This window comes from Serratia oryzae (assembly GCF_001976145.1).
Classification (GTDB): domain Bacteria; phylum Pseudomonadota; class Gammaproteobacteria; order Enterobacterales; family Enterobacteriaceae; genus Chania; species Chania oryzae.
This window is the reverse complement of record NZ_MOXD01000012.1, coordinates 131,266-150,575: the sequence shown is the minus strand read 5'-3', so window position 1 is coordinate 150,575 and position 19,310 is coordinate 131,266. Positions and strand designations below refer to the sequence as shown.

The following is a 19,310-nucleotide window of genomic DNA, read 5'->3' as shown; positions in this document are numbered from 1 at the left end:
AGTTACGCGCTTTCGCTTGCTAACTCGAGGTGGCGTATATTACGCTTTCCTCTTTCAGAGTCAACCCTAAATTTCAGGTTTTTTCTCTGCGGTCCTGGATACTCTGTGAAGTGATTCACACGTTCCCGGTCGATGGAGGCGCATTATAGGGAGCTGACTCAGAATGACAAGGGATTATATTTACTTTTGTTCTGACCGCTCACTATTCATGCATAATGCGGGTTAAACCCGCTTTTTGATAGCTGCTGGCAGGTCTTGCAGGCTGTTTAATACCCAATCCGCCGCTTTCTCGCCTTCTTCCGTTACTGGCTTACCGGTGCGAACCAATACCTTAGTCCCTACACCGGCGGCTGCGGCGGCTTGCATATCTTCGATTTTGTCACCCACCATATAAGAAGCTGCCAGATCGATATTCAGTTCTTTTTGCGCTTGCAACAACATACCGGGCTGCGGTTTGCGGCAATCGCATGTTTGACGGTATTCTTCTATTACTGCTTCTGGGTGATGTGGACAAAAGTAGATACCGTCCAGGTCGACATCACGGTCGGCCAACGACCAATCCATCCACTCGGTCAAGCGCATAAACTGGTCTTCGCTGAATTTGCCACGGGCGATACCAGATTGGTTGGTCACCAACACCAGCGCGAACCCCATCTTCTTCAGTTCACGGCATGCATCAATCACACCATCAATAAATTGGAAATCATCTATCTCATGGACATATCCATGATCAACATTAATCGTACCGTCACGATCTAAGAAAATTGCTGGAACGCGTTGTGTCACCGGTTTGCTCCTGAGGGCCTGAAAACACGCACAGTATCGCATGTTTTAGCGCAGACTGAGAACGGTGAAGAATAGCGTTAGCGTTGACTTAGACGTCTAGACGCCTTAACATCTGAGCATACCTTGGTTCCAACCAAGGTCTACTTTTCTCTAGCCACGGGCAACCACGCTAAAAATAAGAAGAATATGATTAAACTTTCTAACATCACCAAAGTGTTCCAGCAGGGATCGCGCACCATAAGCGCACTCTCTGACGTGAGCCTTCACGTCCCTGCCGGGCAAATCTATGGCGTTATCGGTGCATCGGGGGCTGGCAAAAGTACGCTGATCCGTTGCGCCAACATGCTTGAGCGCCCAACTTCCGGCACGGTGTTGGTTGATGGGCAGGACCTGACTTCTCTGTCTGAAAGCGATCTGACACGCGCACGCCGCCAGATCGGCATGATCTTTCAGCACTTTAACTTGCTCTCTTCACGTACGGTATTTGGCAACGTTGCGCTACCGCTGGAATTGGACAATACCCCGCGCAGTGAAATCAAGAAGCGCGTTACCGAATTACTGGAACTGGTCGGGCTGTCGGACAAGCATGATGCTTACCCGGCCAATCTGTCAGGCGGCCAGAAACAGCGTGTCGCGATCGCTCGGGCATTGGCCAGCAACCCGAAAGTGTTACTGTGTGATGAAGCCACCAGCGCACTTGATCCAGCCACCACACGTTCCATTCTGGAGTTATTGAAGGATATTAACCGCCGTCTGGGGCTGACTATTCTGCTGATCACCCATGAAATGGACGTCGTAAAACGCATCTGCGATCAGGTTGCCGTCATCAGCCAAGGGCAATTGATCGAAAAAGACAGCGTCAGCGAAGTCTTCTCACATCCCAAAACGCCGTTGGCGCAGCAGTTTATCCAGTCCACGCTGCATCTGGACATTCCAGATGACTACGCCAAGCGCCTGATGCCGGAACGCATTGACAATCATCATCCTCTGTTGCGTCTGGAGTTCACCGGTCAATCCGTTGATGCACCGCTGCTGTCCGAAGCCGCCCGTCGCTTCAACGTGAATAACAACATTATTAGCGCACAAATGGATTACGCCGGTGGTGTGAAGTTTGGCGTAATGCTGGCCGAGTTACATGGTTCTGACGAAGACGCGCTGGCAACCATTAAGTTCCTGCAAGAAAATCAGGTCAAAGTAGAGGTTCTGGGTTATGTCTGAGGCAATGATGTGGTTAATGGCACGTGGAGTTTGGGAAACCATCACGATGACCTTTGTCTCCGGCTTCTTCGGCTTCGTGCTCGGCTTGCCGGTCGGTGTGCTATTGTACGTAACTCGCCCAGGGCAAATTATCGCCAATAATACTCTGTATAAAGCGTTATCTGGGCTGGTGAATATTTTCCGTTCCATTCCCTTCATTATTTTGTTGGTGTGGATGATTCCTTTTACCCGCATGATCGTTGGCACCTCGATCGGCTTACAGGCTGCCATTGTGCCGCTGACTATCGGCGCTGCGCCTTTTATTGCCCGCATGGTAGAAAATGCTCTGTTGGAAATTCCATCCGGGCTGATTGAAGCCGCTCGCGCGATGGGGGCTACACCAATGCAAATCATCAAGAAAGTGCTGCTGCCTGAGGCGTTGCCTGGTCTGGTGAATGCAGCGACCATCACGCTGATCACCCTGGTGGGGTATTCTGCGATGGGCGGTGCCGTTGGCGCGGGTGGTTTAGGTCAAATTGGTTATCAGTATGGTTACATTGGTTATAACGCTACCGTCATGAATACGGTATTAATATTACTGGTCGTTCTGGTTTACCTGATTCAGTTCTGTGGCGACCGCATTGTTAAGGCCGTTACTCACAAATAGTTTTTACAAGCACGCTCACACTACCCGCTAGGGTAAAGCGTATTTCATATGCGAGTCTAATGAGGAAAGGATATGTCGTTAAAATTTAAATCCCTTGCGGCAATCGGCGCACTGATCGGTACCCTGGCTCTGGCCGGTTGCGGTCAGGACGAAAAAAATCCGAACCATATCAAAGTGGGCGTTATCGTCGGTGCTGAGCAGCAGGTGGCAGAAGTTGCCCAGAAAGTCGCCAAAGAGAAGTATGGCCTGGACGTTGAGTTAGTCACATTCAACGACTATGTTTTGCCAAACGAAGCCTTGAGCAAAGGCGATATCGATCTGAACGCTTTCCAGCATAAACCTTATCTCGATCAGCAAATCAAAGATCGCGGCTATAAACTGGTGCCGGTAGGCAACACTTTCGTTTACCCGATTGCCGGTTATTCCAAAAAAATCAAATCACTGGATGAATTGAAAGAAGGTTCACAGGTTGCACTGCCTAACGATCCTACCAACCTGGGGCGTTCGCTGCTGCTGCTGGAGAAACAAGGTCTGATTAAGCTGAAAGACGGCGTTGGCCTGCTGCCTACCGTTCTGGACGTGGTAGAAAACCCGAAAAACCTGAAGCTGGTAGAATTGGAAGCACCACAGCTGCCACGCTCACTGGACGATCAGCAGATTGCGCTGGCTATCATCAATACCACCTATGCCAGCCAGATTGGTTTGACACCTGCCAAAGACGGCCTGTTTGTTGAAGATAAAGAATCACCTTACGTCAACATTATGGTTGCCCGTGAAGATAACAAAGATGCAGAAAACGTGAAGAAATTCGTTCAGGCTTATGAGTCTGATGAAGTTTACGACGCAGCAAATAAAATCTTCAACGGTGGTGCAGTGAAAGGCTGGTAATCATCCACAACCTATTTTACTCCTATAATTGCAAGGCGGGCTCAGGCCCGTCTTGTTATTTTAGTCAGAGATTGCTTCAATAGCGCCACTTCTATAAAAGGCAGAGGATTGTCAATGCGTGTTTTACCTCTCTGTTTGTTAGCACTTTTGCTGGCCGGATGTTCTAAAAAGCAGCCAGCCCCCCCCACAACAGACAGCACCAACGCACCGGTAGCAACCGCACCGGCAAAAGCGGCGCCGGCAGCTCGTCCAGCGTCAGTCAAACTGTACAGAAACGCTGAGGAATTAATCGGTAAGCCTTTCCGCGATTTGGGGGAAGTTTCCGGTAGCGTCTGCCAGCTTACGGTTCAGGATCCGCCACCAAATCTGGCCGCGGCCCGCAGACGGATGCAACAGCGTGCTGCCCATATGAAAGCCAACGCAGTATTGCTGCATGACTGTCAGATGCTCAGAGGCGTTGCGGGTTGTTACCAACAGGCGGTTTGCCAGGGTTCTGCACTTAACGTTTCGGCCAAATGACCGAATTCGTTTTTAATCAGATCGGTCTTATCCGCTCACCGTATAAAGAAAAATTCGCCGTTCCCCGTCAACCGGGGCTAGTCGAAGACGGTGGCGGAGAACTGGTGCTGTTGCCGCCTTATAATCAGGTGGAAGCGGTGCGTGGTCTCAGCGAGTTCAGCCATCTATGGGTGATATTCATTTTTCATCAAACCATGGAGGGTGGTTGGCGGCCCACGGTCAGGCCCCCGCGGCTAGGGGGGAATACGCGTATGGGCGTTTTCGCCACTCGTTCAACCTTTCGCCCTAACCCACTCGGCATGTCGCTGATCGAACTGAAAGGTATTCAGACTCAGGGCGGGAACGTGGTGCTGAAGTTAGGCAGCCTCGATCTGGTTGATGGCACCCCGGTTATTGATATCAAACCCTATCTGCCGTTCGCCGAAAGCCATCCTCAGGCCCGGGCTGGTTTTGCCCAAACGGCTCCTGCCGGTGATATGCCGGTGCATTTTTCCCCGCAGGCAGAGCAACAGTTGCAGCAACATCTGCGCCGTTACCCTAATTTACGCCGCTTTATCAGCCAGGTGTTAGCACAAGACCCGCGCCCTGCCTACCGTAAAGCGGAAGATGGAGAGCGTGAATATGCCGTGTGGCTGTTGGAATTCAACGTGCGCTGGCAGGTTATTAATGGGCAAACTGAAGTGTTATCACTCGACGTCCGTTAAAATTCCACCGCCTCTCTTTTGGCAACCGCCCTGCGCTGGTAGACTAAACCACTTTTGAAAATTTTGGCTGCCCTCTGGCAGCCCGATGCAATTTGCAGCGCTAACGGAACTCAAACATCATGCGTACTAGCCAATATCTGCTCTCCACTCTGAAGGAGACACCTGCCGATGCCGAAGTGATCAGCCATCAACTGATGCTGCGTGCCGGGATGATCCGCAAGCTGGCCTCCGGTCTTTACACCTGGCTCCCTACCGGTCTGCGTGTTCTGAAGAAGGTTGAAAACATCGTTCGTGAAGAAATGAACAATGCTAATGCGATCGAAGTTTCCATGCCGGTGGTCCAACCCGCAGATCTGTGGCAAGAAAGCGGCCGCTGGGAGCAGTATGGCCCCGAGTTGCTGCGCTTTGTCGATCGCGGCGATCGTCCGTTTGTTCTCGGCCCAACGCATGAAGAGGTGATCACCGATCTGATCCGCAATGAAATCAGCTCCTACAAACAGTTACCGCTGAATTTCTTCCAGATCCAGACTAAATTCCGTGACGAAGTGCGCCCGCGTTTCGGCGTGATGCGCTCACGTGAATTCCTGATGAAAGATGCTTATTCATTCCATACCACGCAGGAGTCTCTGCAGGCGACCTACGATGCTATGTACGAAGCCTACAGCAAGATCTTCAATCGTATGGGGCTGGATTTCCGCCCGGTGCTGGCCGATACCGGCTCGATCGGTGGTAGTGCATCACATGAATTCCAGGTGCTGGCAGACAGCGGCGAAGACGATATCGTCTTCTCAACCGACTCTGACTACGCGGCCAACATTGAGCTGGCAGAAGCGGTTGCTCCAGCGCAGCCACGCGCCGCTGCCACGGAACAGCTGCGTATCATCGACACCCCTAACGCCAAAACCATCGCCGAACTGGTAGAGCAATTCCAGCTGCCAATTGAGAAAACGGTGAAAACCCTGTTGGTCCACGCAGCTGAAGAGAGTGGCCACAAGCTGGTTGCCCTGCTGGTGCGCGGCGATCACGAACTGAATGAAATCAAGGCGGAGAAACTGCCACAGGTAGCGGCTCCACTGACTTTCGCCACTGACGAAGAGATCCGCGCCATCGTTGGCGCAGGCCCAGGTTCTCTCGGCCCGATCAACATGCCGGTGCCTGTCGTCATTGACCGTAGCGTAGCCGCCATGAGCGACTTCAGCGCGGGTGCCAATCTCGACGCGAAGCACTACTTTGGGATCAACTGGGAGCGCGATCTGCCGCTGCCACAGGTTGCCGATATCCGTAACGTAGTGGCAGGCGACGCCAGCCCGGATGGTAAAGGGACTTTGCTGATTAAACGCGGTATCGAAGTGGGGCATATCTTCCAGTTGGGTACCAAGTATTCGGAAGCAATGAAAGCCACTGTGCAGGGTGAAGATGGCCGTAATCAGGTTCTGACCATGGGCTGCTACGGTATTGGGGTCACTCGTGTGGTAGCCGCTGCTATCGAGCAGAATCATGACGATCGTGGCATCGTCTGGCCAGACGCCATTGCGCCATTCCAGGTGGCTATTCTGCCAATGAACATGCACAAGTCATTTCGGGTGCAGGCGCTGGCCGAAGAGCTTTACAACCAGCTGCGTTCTCATGGCATTGACGTAATTCTTGATGACCGTAAAGAGCGCCCTGGCGTCATGTTTGCCGATATGGAACTGATTGGTGTGCCGCACTCCATTGTGATCGGCGATCGCAACCTCGACAGTGAAGAAATTGAGTATAAAAATCGTCGGGTTGGCGAGAAGCAGATGATTAAAACCGGCGAAATCGTTGATTTCCTGCTGTCCCAGATCAAACGCTAATATTTTCTATACGGTATAAAAACACCCTGTTCATACCCAAAGTACTTGGAGTTGCAGGTAGTCGGCAACTGAGTGACAAATCGGTGATTAACCGATTTGAACAGCACTTGTGCTGACCCGTAGGGTGGTGAGCCTCATTTAATGAGGCTCATAATCCCGATGAGCTTACTCAAGTAAGTGATTCGGGTGAGTGAAGGTAGCCAACAACCCTGCAGCTTCAAGTAATAAGGGTATCAGGGTGTTTTGCTAAGGAAGCAGTAATTAAAGGATTAAGCAATGCCGTTACCTTCCCCCCCATTTATATGGCTGTTTGCGTTGCTGCCAGCCTTTCTCAGCGGTTGCACTATGGACATCGCATTGCCCAAAAAAGAGCAACACGCTTCCCTCACCCCCGTGGATATCCAGTTTCAAGCCCTCAGTTCTGCGCCACAGAATACCTTCCGAGAGGTCGATGCCGCCGCCCTTCAGGATGGCGATCTGCTATTTTCCTCGACGATCGGCCTGACCTCTCTGGGGATCCGTATCTTCAGTGCTTCCTCGGTCAGCCATGTCGCGATCTATCTTGGCCAAGGCCAAGTTGCCGAAGCGGTAGGTGATGGGGTACAGATTGTTAGTCTGGACGATGCATTGGCCCACAGCGACAAACTGTTCGCTTTACGCATGCCGGGCCTGGCGCCAACTCAGGCGGAGCAGATTCGCCACTTTGCTAAGCAAAAAGCCGGTAGTCGTTACAATTATCAGGGGATTATCGAGATGATGCCCTTTATGGTGACCAAGCAGTTGTGCTCCCTGAACCCTTTCTCGAAAGATTTCCGCCAGCAGTGCGTGAAAGGATTGGCTGCAGCTCAGCTCAGTGCCTCGACCGCAGATGAATCCAGCTATTTCTGCTCACAGTTCGTGCTGGCCGCCTTTGAGCACACCGGGCGGCCACTCACGCTGGCATCCTCTGGCTGGGTCAGCCCTGGCGATCTACTGCATATGCGGGAAGGGGATATTGCAACGCTGGCCCCCAATCAGACTCTGGCTTACGTAGGGCACATCAAACCGGGTATCTACTTACGCAATCGCGCATTGGCAATGCTATAGCTCACCTGATGCCACATCCCCAGTTCAAACTGATTATCGCGTATTCTAGTGATTGTCGTTAGAAAACATAAACCCCACCATTTGCCATGATGGGGTCTTATTCTTAACAGCAGAAACACCCTGCCCTACATCAGCGCGCTCAGTGACTGTTACAATCCTTGCTGTTATCAAAAGTCACCTTGCCACCCGGCTCAGGCACCAAAGCTTTCTGCGTCAACCCTTCTTCCATTGATGGCTGAACGCTGAAATGGCCATTAAGCATCAGGAATACCGGTTCCCCTGGCGCTTTGCGGGCTTTCAGATACCCTTTTTCCAACGCAATGTTATTGACTACCGGGAAGGTTTTACCGGTCGCACAGTCTTTGAATACCGCCGCATCAGCGAAATAGGTGTAAAGCCCGCGCAAAGGCATTGGCGTTTTTGGCAGCGGTTGCTCACTTGGCGACAACGTATAGTTCAGCTCGGATGTGATCGGCGCTCCGTTGCGATCCAACATTTGCAGATTCTTACCTACCGGACGGAAGTAACGCTTTTCGCCGCTGCCTTCAGTCAGCACCAGCCGATCGGCCGTACGCGCCCACTGACCATAGCTGGCAAAGGTTTGATCGCCGTCTTTGGTACCGCGATAGGTTTCCTGCAGGATAAAAGTCCCATCTTTATCCAGAAACAGAGTGGTATCTATCCCGCCACAGTCGGCACAGGGCAATACCCCTTCATAGCTCTGCTGCATTGGCTGAAGCGGTTGTTCTTTGGGTTGGTATTGGCTATTACAGCCCAGTAGCGAAAGCACTCCTGCTGCTAAAAACAGGACGATTGTTATTGTCTTCACAGTTATTCTCCTGCCATGTTCCATTGATATCCACAGCGTGGCGCCCCAGATCGGCCCCTAAGGACGAACTTTGCCGCGCAGCGCTTTAGTTGCGCCTTTACGCACCTTGCCTTCCAAGCGGCGCAATTTTGCCCCTTTGCTGGGCTTCGTTGCCCTACGCGTTTTTTCAACCACCATCGCCTGTTGAATCAGCGCCACCAATCGGGCCAACGCTGCTTCACGATTTAATTCCTGGCTACGGTATTCCTGAGCTTTGATGATCACCACCCCCTCAGCGGTCACCAAGTGATGATTAAGCGCCAGCAACCGTTCCTTATAATACTCTGGCAGGCTGGACGCCCGAATGTCAAAGCGCAAGTGAATGGCCGTTGAGGCTTTGTTCACGTGCTGCCCGCCCGTACCTTGAGCACGGATTGCCGTTAATTCGATTTCGTTGTCCGGTATCGCTACGTTTCTTGACAGTGCCAGCACCGGTTAAACCTGCGCCTGCTGCCATTCGGCAAACTGAACTTCCAGATTATTCTGAGCATCAGAAAGCCAGATCGTGCCTTCCTGTAACGTAGCTTGTAACGTCATGTTGCGGTTGGCCATCGCGGCCAGGCGGGCTAATTGTCCATCATCAAGAAAACGGATGCTTAGGTTTTTGTGGTTAGCCACTTTACCCTGCATGGATTGCCACCAGACAGACCCGGCACGTTCACCATAGGCATATAACACCACGCGTGGTGATTGGTTACAGGCCTTTTTAAGGCGTTTTTCGTCCGGTAACCCCAGTTCGATCCACATTTCCAGCCCATTATGGTCGTTGCGTTGCCAGATCTCCGGCTCGTCTTCTGCACTTAAGCCTTTCGTAAACACCAAACGCTCATCGGCATGGCAAATCCATGCCAGCAGGCGTAGCATCATGCGCTGTTCAGTTTCTGAAGGATGCTGGGCCAACGTCAGCGTTGCGTCGTGGTAAAAGTGACGATCCATATCCGCGATATTGACCGTGGCTTTGTAAATTGTTGCTTTCAGCGCCATGGGTAACCTCATTATTAACAGGGCACAGTGTACTTGATAAGATCGGTTCACAGCCAGCACCAGGAGCCTATAGCCGCGAATGAAAGCCAATACGAGGTGCTAATAACTCCACTGCACCTGTGCTATAGTCGTTTATGATAGGGTAAATCTCCGAGTGTCTGTGCCTCATCGCGGCCTGTGTTGGCGATAATGCAAAGATTCTTAAGGGAGGAGACTGTGCAACAATACTGTGAGTTAGTACGCCGTTTTTATGCTGAGATCGGCAGTGGAGATCTCGGCTATGTGCCTGATGCACTAGCATGTGTCCTGAAGGCATTGGACGAAGTGGCAGCGAATAGCGCGCTGCCATCCTCCGTTAGGGAACAGGCGGCATTTGCCGCCGCTAACTTATTGGTGAGCGACTATGTTGATGAATGATGAGTATCAACCCATCAATTGCGATGACTACGACAATCTGGAACTCGCCTGCCAGCAAAAACTGACTCTGAAGCTGGAGTTACGCGACGGAGAAACGATCGAGGCCAAGGCGATCGATCTACTGCAGAAAAAGCGCGTTGAATATCTGACGATCGATCAGAATGGTACTCTGCGCGATGTGCGTCTGGACCATATCAGCAGCTTTAGTCACCCGGAAATTGGTACCGTAGTCGTCAGTCTTTCCGACTGATCGCCTCGGTAACACCATCTCTTACAGGGCAGCCTAACGGCTGCCCTCGTCATTTACGGTTTCAGGCTGGCGTAGTAAGCCGCCAGATCGGCGATATCCGCATCTGACAGATTCGCGACATAGGCCCTCATCACTTGCGCCTGGCCGCTGGTTCGCTCCCCTTTTTTGTAGGACTGCAAGGCTTGCTCCAGATACATCGCGTTTTGCCCGGCCAGATTCGGATACATCGGTACTGAGACCTTGCCTTCTGCACCATGGCAGGCCACACAGGTAGCCGATTTACTCTTGCCCAGCGCAGGATCGCCTGCCGCCCAAGCGGAAACGCTCAACAACCCCGCCACCATCAGTACGCTCATCGATTTCATCATTGCTCCTCACGAGATATTGTTATTATTTTTTCTTCCAGCACAGTCGCCACGGCGCTTCATCAGCAAGCACCTGCCCCTCTGCGGTAACAAAAACATCCATGGCGGCGATCAGTTGCTCATCATAGTAAATCAGTGGAATACGTTCACGCTGCCAGGGGGGAATGCCGAACTCCTGCCACAGCTTCTTGATGTGCCTTGAACCGGCACGATTGACAATTCGCACCCGGCCTGCGGCGCTAAAACGCACGCTCACCCGTTCACCCATCCACGGTGCTCGCACCAGGTTATTCCCTTCATCTCTCACCAACGCACCGAGGCCATCGGGCAATTCCAGCCTGGTCGGTTGCGGCCAAGGCAATTGCAGATCGTGTAAATCAGCCATTAGGGGTAACAGATATAAACGCTGGCGGAAACGGCGGATCTGATAGTTGCCCAACTGTAGCTGCGGTTCTGCATCTTCGCGGCACAGCGCCACCTCGTGCCAGAGCCTGTGCAACTGGGCGCGCGCAGGCATGGTCACGCCAAACAGAGCCATCCAGCGGCGCAACAGCGCATCACGCCGTGCCGGAGAACAGGCTTGCACCCCTTCGATTGCCAGCGCATTGTCCGCATCCAGCAACTGTGTTAACTGCTCTGCCAAGAGTTCATCCAGCAGTTGCTCCTGCTCGGCACACAGACTGGCACTGCGCGCCGTTGCCGCCGCAAAGTGCGGCCAACGCTCATTTAGCAACGGCAAGACTTTCAAACGTAGGAAATTGCGATCAAATCGGCAGTCTTGATTGCTGTCATCCTCGATCCAACGCAGTTGGTGCTGAGCGGCATACTCCTCCAACTGCTGACGCGATATCCCCAACAGCGGCCTTAGCAGCACATGGTTTCCCAAGCGTGCTTCGCTGGCCATGGCCGACAGCCCCGCCGGGCCGCTACCGCGTTTTAAGGCCAATAAGAAGGTTTCACATTGATCATCAAGATGTTGGGCCGTCAGCAAAGTTTCATCCGCGGCTAGCGTGGCAGTGAAAGCCGCATAGCGGGCGCTACGCGCCGCGGCCTCGATACCGCCCTCCAGCCCAGCCAATTGAACCTGATGAACCACCAACGGCACCTGCCAGCCTTCACACTGCTGCTGGCAATGGGCCACCCATTCATCAGCAAAACGGCTCAAACCATGGTGAACGTGCACCGCACGCAAAACACTCTCTGGATGCTGTTGACGCCATTGCACTAACAAATGCAGCAACACGCTGGAATCTAGCCCACCGCTAAAGGCCAGCAACAGTTGGCGTTTAGCACCCAGTTGTTCAGCGATCCATGCAGGAAGTTGATTGATATTCATCGATTATGCTTGGTAACGACCATATAGCCGCACGTTAACCAGCCCCCCCTCATCAAGCAAGCATTAACCGCGTGGAACTTCATATAATTCGAGCGGTAATCCGTCAGGATCGTTGAAAAAGGTGAAGCGTGACTGAGTATAAGGATCGACACGCACTGGCTCGCACACCACTCCTGCCGTTTGCAGTGCGGCGATCGCGCACTCAATATCGTCTACGCTGAATGCCAGATGACGCAGGCCACAGGCTTCTGGGCGGCTAGAACGAGCCGCAGGCGCCGGGAAGGAAAACAGTTCGATCGTATACTGGCCGTTCAGAGCCAAATCGGCCTTCCACGAGTCGCGCTCTGCGCGATACACCTCGGCCAAGAGGGTGAACCCTAGGATATCGCAGTAAAAATGTTTACTGGCGGCATAATCGGAACCGATTACCGCAATATGGTGAACCTGGCGTAATGCCAACATGGATGTACTCCTTTTATACTCGTCATACTTCAAGTTGCATGTGCGTTGGCTGCGCTTGCTCACCCCAGTCACATAGTTATCTATGCTCCTGGGGCCTCTCAAGCTTGCCGCCTTCCTGCAACTCGAAGTATTTAGAGTATATAACCTTGTGCCTGCGTCAAGCCGCTGGCGTTTTCAGCACTTTCACCAGATAACGGCCATCGTCGGTCGGCTTTGCGCCATGAATATCGGTTTCAAAACCAGGATAACGCTCACCGATCGAACACAGCATCAGCAGGAAATCGAGCACCGCGCGGCTCTCCTCGGTAATCATCTCCCCCGGCATCACCAGCGGAACACCTGGTGGATAAGGCAGGATCATATTGGCCGCCACCTTGCCGATCAACTGGTCGATCTCGCAGGTTTCCACGTTGCCCCGCACCTGCTGCTGAAACATCTCATAAGGCGTCAGCTTCATTTCCGGCAAGACGTCAAACGCCCGCTGCATCAAGCGCGGTAAGTCATGCTGGCAAATCAGTTGGTGGATCCCGGCGGCGAGATCCTGAATACGCATGTGGCGGTAAAAATCCGGATCCTCAGCATACAGATCCGGCAGCATATTCTTCACCCGCAGGTTGAGATCGTAAGCGCGTTTAAAATCAGTCAGGCCGCGCAACAGGCTCATGGCCTTGGTTTTATCAATACCAATGCTGAACAGGAACAGCAGATTATACGGCCCGGTTTTCTCTACCACGATGCCGCGCTCATCGAGATATTTTGCCACCAGCGCCGCCGGGATGCCGATGCTCTCCAGTTCGCCCAGTTCGTTCATGCCCGGCGTCAGAATGGTCACCTTGATCGGATCCAGATACATATGATCGCGATCGGTATTACCGAAACCATGCCAGTTATCATCAGGGTTCAGCGGCCAACACTGTGCCTCGTCGATCTCCTCCGGCTGCCAGATATCGAAAAACCAGCTATCGCTCTCAGCGCGCAGGCGCTGAATCTCACGGCGAAAATGCAGGGCCCGCTCCACCGAACGATTAATCATCCGCCGCCCTGGATTGCCCCGCAGCATGGCTGCCGCGGTTTCCATCGACGCAACAATGCCGTAATGCGGCGAAGTCGTAGTATGCATCATATAGGCTTCGTTAAAGGTATTTTCATCGTAGTCACCTTTAATATGAATCATCGACGCCTGCGAGAACGCCGCCAGCAACTTGTGCGTCGATTGGGTTTCATAGATCACTTTCCCCGGAATACGTTCGCCGCTCATACCGCTTTTGCCATCATAGATCGGGTGAAAATTGGTATAGGGCACCCAGGCTGAATCGAAATGAATCGATGCCACATCCAGCGTCTGCTTGATGTAATCGGTGTTGTACAGCAAACCGTCATAAGTGGAATTGGTAATTACCGCATGCACCGGCCAGCTGGCGTTAGCCGTCTCGGCTACCCGTTTGGCAATGCTGCTATGAGAGAGTTCACGCTGGGGAATACCGCCTAAAATACCGTAGGCATTGCGTAACGGACGCAGGTAAATCGGCACGATGTCGCACATCATCAGCAAATGGCACAGCGATTTATGGCAGTTACGGTCAATCAGCACCGTGCTCCCCGCCGGAGCTGAATACATTCCGACGATCTTATTGGCCGTGGACGTGCCATTGGTCACCAGATAGCTCTGTTCGGCATTGAAAGTGCGAGCGATATACTCTTCCGCTTCCAAGTGTGGGCCGGTGTGATCGAGCAATGAGCCTAGTTCGGTTACCGAGATAGAAATATCGGCCTTCAGCGTATTGGCACCAAAGAAGTCATAGAACAGGCAGCCCACCGGGCTTTTCTGGAATGCGGTACCCGCCATGTGCCCTGGCGTGCAAAAGGTATACTTCCCCTCTTTGACATAGGTGAATAGCGCCTTGGTCAGAGGCGGGGTAATGGCATCCCGATATTCATTGGTGTACTGCTGAATACGTTGGGCAATATCTTCTGCAGCGTTCAGACCATATTCGAAGAAGTACAGCACCATGCGCATTTCGTGCAGGCTGACGTCGAACGTGGAATGGGTGTTGATAAAGGCATACAGCGGCAGGTACTCATTGAGATCGTTGATTTCGCTGCACAGTTCCAGGCTGTAATCATCCCAGTCAAACACCACGCCACAGATACGGGCGTTGTGTTCAATCAGCTTCAGCAGATCGCCGCTGTCTTTCGGATACACCAGTTGGAATCCCATGGAGGCCAATGCAGTGTGGAGCTCGCGAATAGGTTCATCTTTGTAATAGACGCCCATCGGACTCATGATCGCGATGATATTCATTGGGCTGCTCCTGTCAGTTAACTACCAAACGCTTATAACAACATGAAAGACCGACGGAGTGTACCCCACACCTCCAAAACCACGAATGGTAGACATAAAAAAACCGCCGAGCAGGCGGTTTTTTGTGGCACAGATAAACTCAGCAGTAGCCGTAGTTCATCAGGCGCTGATAGCGACGATTCAGCAACTCTTCGTTACTCAAACCATCCAGCTCGGCCAGATCGGCCAGCAATTGCGCCTTCAGTGAAGCAGCCATTGCCGGCACGTTACGGTGGGCAGAACCCAGAGGTTCCGGGATCACCGTATCGATCAGTTTCAGCTCTTTCAGGCGCGGTGCGGTAATGCCCATCGCTTCTGCAGCAATTGGTGCTTTGTCGGCGCTTTTCCACAAAATTGAAGCACAGCCTTCCGGCGAAATCACCGAATAGGTGCTGTACTGCAGCATATTCACTTTATCGCCAACGCCGATGGCCAACGCACCACCTGAACCGCCTTCGCCGATCACAGTGCAGATCACCGGAATATTCAGGCGGGACATTTCACGCAGGTTGCGGGCGATCGCTTCAGACTGCCCACGCTCTTCTGCGCCTACTCCAGGATAAGCCCCCGGGGTGTCTATGAAGGTAATCAGTGGCATTTTAAAACGCGCAGCCATTTCCATCAGGCGCAACGCTTTGCGGTAACCTTCTGGTGCGGGCATGCCGAAGTTGCGACGGATTTTCTCTTTGGTTTCGCGCCCTTTCTGATGGCCAATGATCATCACCGGGCGGCCATCCAGCCGTGCAATACCCCCAACGATAGCTTTGTCATCGGCATAAGCGCGATCGCCAGCCAACTCTTCAAAATCGGTGAAGATGTGTTCGATATAATCCAGCGTATAAGGGCGTTGCGGGTGGCGCGCCAATTGGGCGATCTGCCAAGCCCCAAGATCGGAAAAAATCTTGCGCGTCAGCTCAACGCTCTTTTCACGCAGGCGCTGAACCTCTTCGTCCAGATTAATATCTAATTTTTCGTCTTGACGGTTGACTGCAGTCAGCGAGTCAATTTTCGCTTCCAGCTCTGCAATCGGCTGTTCAAAATCAAGAAAATTCAGACTCATAGCATTCCTATTTTAGTCAAATTCCAGTTCCACCTGCTCATTACCTACCAGGGTCCGCAAATCTATCAACAAGCGGTCGGTCGGCGTCACGCGCCAGGTTGCGCCGAAACGCAATCTTGCCCGTGCATCTTCCCGTTGATAGTAGAGATGCACTGGAATCGTCCCCGAGCGATGGGGTTCCAAAGACTGACGGAGACGGTTCAAAAGCTGGTCATCAATTTGCCTGTCCGTCAGCGAGATAGCAAGCCCACGGGCGTATTTTTCACGGGCTTCACTGATATCCATTAACTCGCGGGCCATCATTTTAAGCCCGCCGCTGAAGTCATCAAAGCTGACCTGTCCAGTGGCGATCAGGATACGGTCTTTTTCCAATAAATGCTGGTATTTTTCCAATGCTTCGGTGAATAACATCACTTCCAAGCGGCCAGAACGGTCATCCAGCGTACAAATACCGATACGATTGCCGCGTTTAGTCACCATAACCCGGGCGGCAATGACCAGCCCGACGGCGGTCGTCATTTTACCCCGATCGGTTGGGTGCATATCTTTCAAACGCTGGCCACCGGCATAGCGTTCAATTTCCTTCAAATACTGGGTGATTGGGTGGCCGGTAAGATAAAGCCCCAGCGTTTCGCGTTCACCATCCAGCACCACCTGTTCCTGCCAAGGCGGCACGTTGGCGTAAGACTGCTCTACCTGCTCCGGCGCTTCCGCCAGCACACCAAACATATCGGCCTGGCCGATCGCTTCAGCTTTAGCATGCTGATCGGCTGCTTTCAGCGCATCGCCCAGCGAATTCATCAGCGCTGCGCGGTGCGGCCCCAGGCGATCAAACGCCCCGGACATGATCAGTTTTTCCAGAATACGGCGATTGAGCTTCTTGATATCAGAGCGTGCGCACAGGTCGAACAGATCTTTAAAATACCCCTGTTCACCGCTGTTACGCGCTTCAATAATAGCCTCAATCGGCCCTTCTCCCACACCTTTAATCGCGCCGATACCGTAAACGATCTCGCCTTCATCATTGACGTGGAAGTGATATTGCCCGCTGTTGATATCCGGCGGCAGGATTTTCAGCCCCATACGCCAGCATTCATCCACCAACCCAACCACCTTGTCGGTGTTATCCATATCGGCGGTCATCACTGCCGCCATAAACTCGGCAGGATAGTGAGCTTTCAGCCACAACGTCTGGTACGACACCAGTGCATAGGCAGCCGAGTGCGACTTGTTAAAGCCATATCCGGCGAATTTCTCTACCAGATCGAAGATTTTTACCGCCAGCTCACCATCAATGCCACGCGATTTAGCGCCATCTTCAAAACCACCGCGCTGCTTGGCCATTTCGACCGGGTTCTTTTTACCCATCGCACGGCGCAGCATGTCTGCGCCCCCCAGCGTGTAGCCTGCCAGCACCTGGGCAATCTGCATGACCTGTTCCTGATATAGAATGATGCCGTAGGTCGGCTCCAGCACCGGTTTCAGCGATTCGTGCTGCCACTGAATATCAGGATAAGAAATCTCTTCGCGCCCGTGCTTACGGTCGATAAAGTTATCTACCATGCCCGACTGCAAAGGGCCTGGGCGGAACAAGGCTACCAGTGCGATCATATCTTCGAAGCAGTCAGGCTTCAGGCGCTTGATCAGGTCTTTCATGCCGCGCGATTCAAGCTGGAATACCGCCGTGGTTTCCGAGCGCTGCAGCATGTCAAAACTTTTCTTGTCATCAAGCGGGATGGCCGCGATGTCGATCGGTTCCAACCCGGTCTTGGCACGGCGAGCGTTAATCATTCCTAACGCCCAATCGATGATAGTCAGAGTACGTAGGCCGAGAAAATCGAACTTCACCAATCCGGCATATTCCACATCGTTTTTGTCGAACTGGGTAACCGGGTGGTTGCCTTCAGCATCACAATATAGCGGGGCGAAGTCGGTAATTTTGGTTGGTGCGATCACCACCCCACCCGCATGCTTACCAGCGTTACGCGTCACCCCTTCCAGTTTACGCGCCATGTCGATCAGCGCCCTGACCTCTTCATCTGCCTCATAAATTTCCGGCAGTTGGGGTTCAGCGGCAAAGGCCTTTTCCAGCGTCATCCCCGGATCGGGTGGCACCAGCTTGGAGATACGATCAACAAAACCATACGGATGGCCCAATACGCGGCCCACATCGCGGATAACCGCTTTCGCCGCCATGGTTCCGAAGGTGATAATCTGCGATACCGCTTCACGGCCATACATGTCCGCCACGTGCTCGATCACCAGATCGCGTTTCTCCATACAGAAGTCAACGTCGAAGTCGGGCATCGATACGCGTTCCGGGTTCAGGAAACGTTCGAACAGCAGATCAAACTCCAGCGGATCCAGATCGGTGATCTTCAGCGCATAGGCCACCAACGACCCCGCACCGGAACCACGCCCCGGCCCTACCGGCACGTTGTTATCTTTTGACCACTGGATAAACTCCATCACGATCAGGAAGTAACCAGGGAAGCCCATCTGGTTGATAACCTTCAGTTCAACATCCAGACGTTCATCATATTCCGGGCGACGCTGGGCGCGGACTTCCGGATCTGGGAACAGGAATTCAAGACGCTGCTCCAGCCCCTCTTTAGATTTCGCGATCAGGAAATCTTCGGTGGTCATATCACCGGTTGGGAACTGCGGCAGGAAGTACTCGCCAAGGCGAATGGTGACGTTGCAGCGTTTAGCGATTTCGACGCTGTTAAGCAGTGCCTCAGGGATATCGGCAAACAGCTCGCACATCTCCTCTTCACTGCGCATAAACTGCTGCGGGCTGTAGTTCCGCGGGCGCTTGGGATCGTCGAGCGTGAAACCATCGTGGATCGCCACGCGGATCTCGTGCGCATCAAAATCATCTTCAACAAGAAAGCGCACATCGTTGGTAGCTACTACCGGTAAACCACGCTCGGTTGCCAGTGCCACCGCGGCATGCAGGTAGTTTTCTTCGTCCTGGCGGCCAGTGCGGATCAGTTCCAGATAGTAACTGTCGGGGAAATACTCCTGATAAAACGCCAGGCATTGATCCACCTGCGCATGGTTGCCACGCAGCAGAAATTTGCCGATATCGCCCATCCGCCCACCGGAAAGCAGGATTAACCCTTCACGGTGTTCGATCAGCCAATCACGGTCAATAATCGGGCCAGCCGCGCCGTAACCGCGCTGATAAGCGTGGGAAATCAACAGAGTGAGGTTTTGATAACCTTGGTTATTGGCAGCCAGCACGGTCAGCTGTGCCAGTTCATCGCCCAGCGCTTCGCTCTGCACATGGAAATCTGCACCAATAATCGGTTTGATCCCCGCACCATGCGCGCTGCCATAGAATTTCACCAAGCCACACAGGTTGGTGAAATCAGTGACCGCCAAAGCAGGCATGCCATGCTCAGCTGCTTTTTTCACCAGCGGACCGATCTTGGCCAATCCATCAATCATGGAGTAGTCACTATGAACGCGCAGGTGAATAAAACGAGGTTCGGCCATATCCAGATACCAACATGTAAGGCCCAGCTTAATGGGCCGAG

General features: G+C 52.8%; 19 protein-coding genes. 9 read left to right on the top strand and 10 right to left on the bottom strand.

What is annotated here, in order from left to right; translation table 11 throughout:
- Nucleotides 1-222: 222 nt before the first annotated feature.
- Complete coding sequence (gene gmhB / locus BMI79_RS19325) at nt 223-786, bottom strand: D-glycero-beta-D-manno-heptose 1,7-bisphosphate 7-phosphatase (RefSeq protein ID WP_076943726.1); 564 nt, start codon at nt 784-786, stop codon at nt 223-225.
- A gap of 186 nt (nt 787-972) precedes the next feature.
- Between gmhB and metN the strand changes: the two genes are divergently transcribed.
- The 7 genes from metN (at nt 973) to BMI79_RS19290 (ending at nt 7,685) form a co-directional block, all read left to right on the top strand.
- Nucleotides 973-2,004: a methionine ABC transporter ATP-binding protein MetN gene (gene metN / locus BMI79_RS19320; protein ID WP_076943725.1), complete on the top strand. Its 1,032-nt coding sequence runs from the start codon at nt 973-975 to the stop codon at nt 2,002-2,004.
- Nucleotides 1,997-2,650, top strand: coding sequence for a methionine ABC transporter permease MetI (locus BMI79_RS19315; protein ID WP_076943724.1), 654 nt, complete (start codon nt 1,997-1,999; stop codon nt 2,648-2,650). The genes metN and BMI79_RS19315 overlap by 8 nt, the downstream gene beginning before the upstream one ends.
- Before the next feature lie 72 nt (nt 2,651-2,722).
- The gene (locus BMI79_RS19310) at nt 2,723-3,538 is read left to right on the top strand and encodes a MetQ/NlpA family lipoprotein (protein ID WP_076943723.1); all 816 of its coding nucleotides are present in this window, start codon (nt 2,723-2,725) and stop codon (nt 3,536-3,538) included.
- Between the two features lie 114 nt (nt 3,539-3,652).
- Nucleotides 3,653-4,057: an Rcs stress response system protein RcsF gene (rcsF, locus tag BMI79_RS19305; protein WP_076943722.1), complete on the top strand. Its 405-nt coding sequence runs from the start codon at nt 3,653-3,655 to the stop codon at nt 4,055-4,057.
- Nucleotides 4,054-4,761 (top strand): tRNA (N6-threonylcarbamoyladenosine(37)-N6)-methyltransferase TrmO, encoded by a 708-nt coding sequence (gene tsaA / locus BMI79_RS19300; protein WP_076943721.1) that lies wholly within the window; start codon nt 4,054-4,056, stop codon nt 4,759-4,761. The genes rcsF and tsaA overlap by 4 nt, the downstream gene beginning before the upstream one ends.
- Before the next feature lie 119 nt (nt 4,762-4,880).
- Nucleotides 4,881-6,599, top strand: coding sequence for a proline--tRNA ligase (gene proS / locus BMI79_RS19295; protein WP_076943720.1), 1,719 nt, complete (start codon nt 4,881-4,883; stop codon nt 6,597-6,599).
- Nucleotides 6,600-6,875: 276 nt separating this feature from the next.
- Entirely contained in the window at nt 6,876-7,685 is an 810-nt protein-coding gene (locus BMI79_RS19290) for a YaeF family permuted papain-like enzyme (RefSeq protein ID WP_076943719.1), read from the top strand.
- A 139-nt stretch (nt 7,686-7,824) separates the two neighbouring features.
- On the opposite strand, the gene nlpE is transcribed toward BMI79_RS19290, so the two are convergent.
- The 3 genes from nlpE to BMI79_RS19275 are packed head-to-tail and all read right to left on the bottom strand — an operon-like array spanning nt 7,825 to nt 9,537.
- Nucleotides 7,825-8,514 carry an envelope stress response activation lipoprotein NlpE gene (nlpE, locus tag BMI79_RS19285; protein ID WP_076943718.1) on the bottom strand — a complete coding sequence of 230 codons (690 nt, stop codon included), beginning with the start codon at nt 8,512-8,514 and terminating at the stop codon, nt 7,825-7,827.
- A gap of 57 nt (nt 8,515-8,571) precedes the next feature.
- The gene (gene arfB / locus BMI79_RS19280; protein WP_076943717.1) at nt 8,572-8,985 is read right to left on the bottom strand and encodes an alternative ribosome rescue aminoacyl-tRNA hydrolase ArfB; all 414 of its coding nucleotides are present in this window, start codon (nt 8,983-8,985) and stop codon (nt 8,572-8,574) included.
- Between the two features lie 3 nt (nt 8,986-8,988).
- Nucleotides 8,989-9,537, bottom strand: a complete 549-nt coding sequence (locus BMI79_RS19275; protein ID WP_076943716.1) for a YaeQ family protein — start codon at nt 9,535-9,537, stop codon at nt 8,989-8,991.
- Nucleotides 9,538-9,753: 216 nt separating this feature from the next.
- Here BMI79_RS19275 and BMI79_RS19270 point away from each other — a divergent pair, with 216 nt between their 5' ends.
- The gene (locus BMI79_RS19270) at nt 9,754-9,954 is read left to right on the top strand and encodes a YaeP family protein (protein ID WP_076943736.1); all 201 of its coding nucleotides are present in this window, start codon (nt 9,754-9,756) and stop codon (nt 9,952-9,954) included.
- Nucleotides 9,941-10,204, top strand: coding sequence for a Rho-binding antiterminator (gene rof / locus BMI79_RS19265; RefSeq protein WP_076943715.1), 264 nt, complete (start codon nt 9,941-9,943; stop codon nt 10,202-10,204). Before BMI79_RS19270 ends, rof begins: the two co-directional genes overlap by 14 nt.
- A gap of 53 nt (nt 10,205-10,257) precedes the next feature.
- Here rof and BMI79_RS19260 read toward each other — a convergent pair whose 3' ends face one another.
- The 6 genes from BMI79_RS19260 to dnaE form a co-directional block, all read right to left on the bottom strand.
- Nucleotides 10,258-10,572, bottom strand: coding sequence for a c-type cytochrome (locus BMI79_RS19260; protein WP_422066801.1), 315 nt, complete (start codon nt 10,570-10,572; stop codon nt 10,258-10,260).
- A 22-nt stretch (nt 10,573-10,594) separates the two neighbouring features.
- Nucleotides 10,595-11,905, bottom strand: a complete 1,311-nt coding sequence (tilS, locus tag BMI79_RS19255; protein ID WP_076943713.1) for a tRNA lysidine(34) synthetase TilS — start codon at nt 11,903-11,905, stop codon at nt 10,595-10,597.
- 63 nt (nt 11,906-11,968) lie between these two features.
- Entirely contained in the window at nt 11,969-12,367 is a 399-nt protein-coding gene (locus tag BMI79_RS19250) for a VOC family protein (RefSeq protein WP_076943712.1), read from the bottom strand.
- 157 nt (nt 12,368-12,524) lie between these two features.
- Nucleotides 12,525-14,669 (bottom strand): lysine decarboxylase LdcC, encoded by a 2,145-nt coding sequence (locus tag BMI79_RS19245; protein WP_076943711.1) that lies wholly within the window; start codon nt 14,667-14,669, stop codon nt 12,525-12,527.
- Nucleotides 14,670-14,808: 139 nt separating this feature from the next.
- Nucleotides 14,809-15,768 (bottom strand): acetyl-CoA carboxylase carboxyl transferase subunit alpha, encoded by a 960-nt coding sequence (accA, locus tag BMI79_RS19240; protein ID WP_076943710.1) that lies wholly within the window; start codon nt 15,766-15,768, stop codon nt 14,809-14,811.
- Nucleotides 15,769-15,780: 12 nt separating this feature from the next.
- The gene (gene dnaE / locus BMI79_RS19235; protein WP_076943709.1) at nt 15,781-19,269 is read right to left on the bottom strand and encodes a DNA polymerase III subunit alpha; all 3,489 of its coding nucleotides are present in this window, start codon (nt 19,267-19,269) and stop codon (nt 15,781-15,783) included.
- Between the last annotated feature and the right edge of the window lie 41 nt (nt 19,270-19,310).

Excerpts from the sequence above, each read along its gene's own strand:
- metN (WP_076943725.1), top strand. The coding sequence starts at position 973 with ATGATTAAACTTTCTAACATCACCAAAGTGTTCCAGCAGGGATCGCGC.
- BMI79_RS19315 (WP_076943724.1), top strand. The coding sequence starts at position 1,997 with ATGTCTGAGGCAATGATGTGGTTAATGGCACGTGGAGTTTGGGAAACC.
- BMI79_RS19310 (WP_076943723.1), top strand. The coding sequence starts at position 2,723 with ATGTCGTTAAAATTTAAATCCCTTGCGGCAATCGGCGCACTGATCGGT.
- rcsF (WP_076943722.1), top strand. The coding sequence starts at position 3,653 with ATGCGTGTTTTACCTCTCTGTTTGTTAGCACTTTTGCTGGCCGGATGT.
- tsaA (WP_076943721.1), top strand. The coding sequence starts at position 4,054 with ATGACCGAATTCGTTTTTAATCAGATCGGTCTTATCCGCTCACCGTAT.
- proS (WP_076943720.1), top strand. The coding sequence starts at position 4,881 with ATGCGTACTAGCCAATATCTGCTCTCCACTCTGAAGGAGACACCTGCC.
- BMI79_RS19290 (WP_076943719.1), top strand. The coding sequence starts at position 6,876 with ATGCCGTTACCTTCCCCCCCATTTATATGGCTGTTTGCGTTGCTGCCA.
- BMI79_RS19275 (WP_076943716.1), bottom strand. The coding sequence starts at position 9,537 with ATGGCGCTGAAAGCAACAATTTACAAAGCCACGGTCAATATCGCGGAT.
- rof (WP_076943715.1), top strand. The coding sequence starts at position 9,941 with ATGTTGATGAATGATGAGTATCAACCCATCAATTGCGATGACTACGAC.
- BMI79_RS19260 (WP_422066801.1), bottom strand. The coding sequence starts at position 10,572 with ATGATGAAATCGATGAGCGTACTGATGGTGGCGGGGTTGTTGAGCGTT.
- tilS (WP_076943713.1), bottom strand. The coding sequence starts at position 11,905 with ATGAATATCAATCAACTTCCTGCATGGATCGCTGAACAACTGGGTGCT.
- BMI79_RS19250 (WP_076943712.1), bottom strand. The coding sequence starts at position 12,367 with ATGTTGGCATTACGCCAGGTTCACCATATTGCGGTAATCGGTTCCGAT.
- BMI79_RS19245 (WP_076943711.1), bottom strand. The coding sequence starts at position 14,669 with ATGAATATCATCGCGATCATGAGTCCGATGGGCGTCTATTACAAAGAT.
- accA (WP_076943710.1), bottom strand. The coding sequence starts at position 15,768 with ATGAGTCTGAATTTTCTTGATTTTGAACAGCCGATTGCAGAGCTGGAA.
- dnaE (WP_076943709.1), bottom strand. The coding sequence starts at position 19,269 with ATGGCCGAACCTCGTTTTATTCACCTGCGCGTTCATAGTGACTACTCC.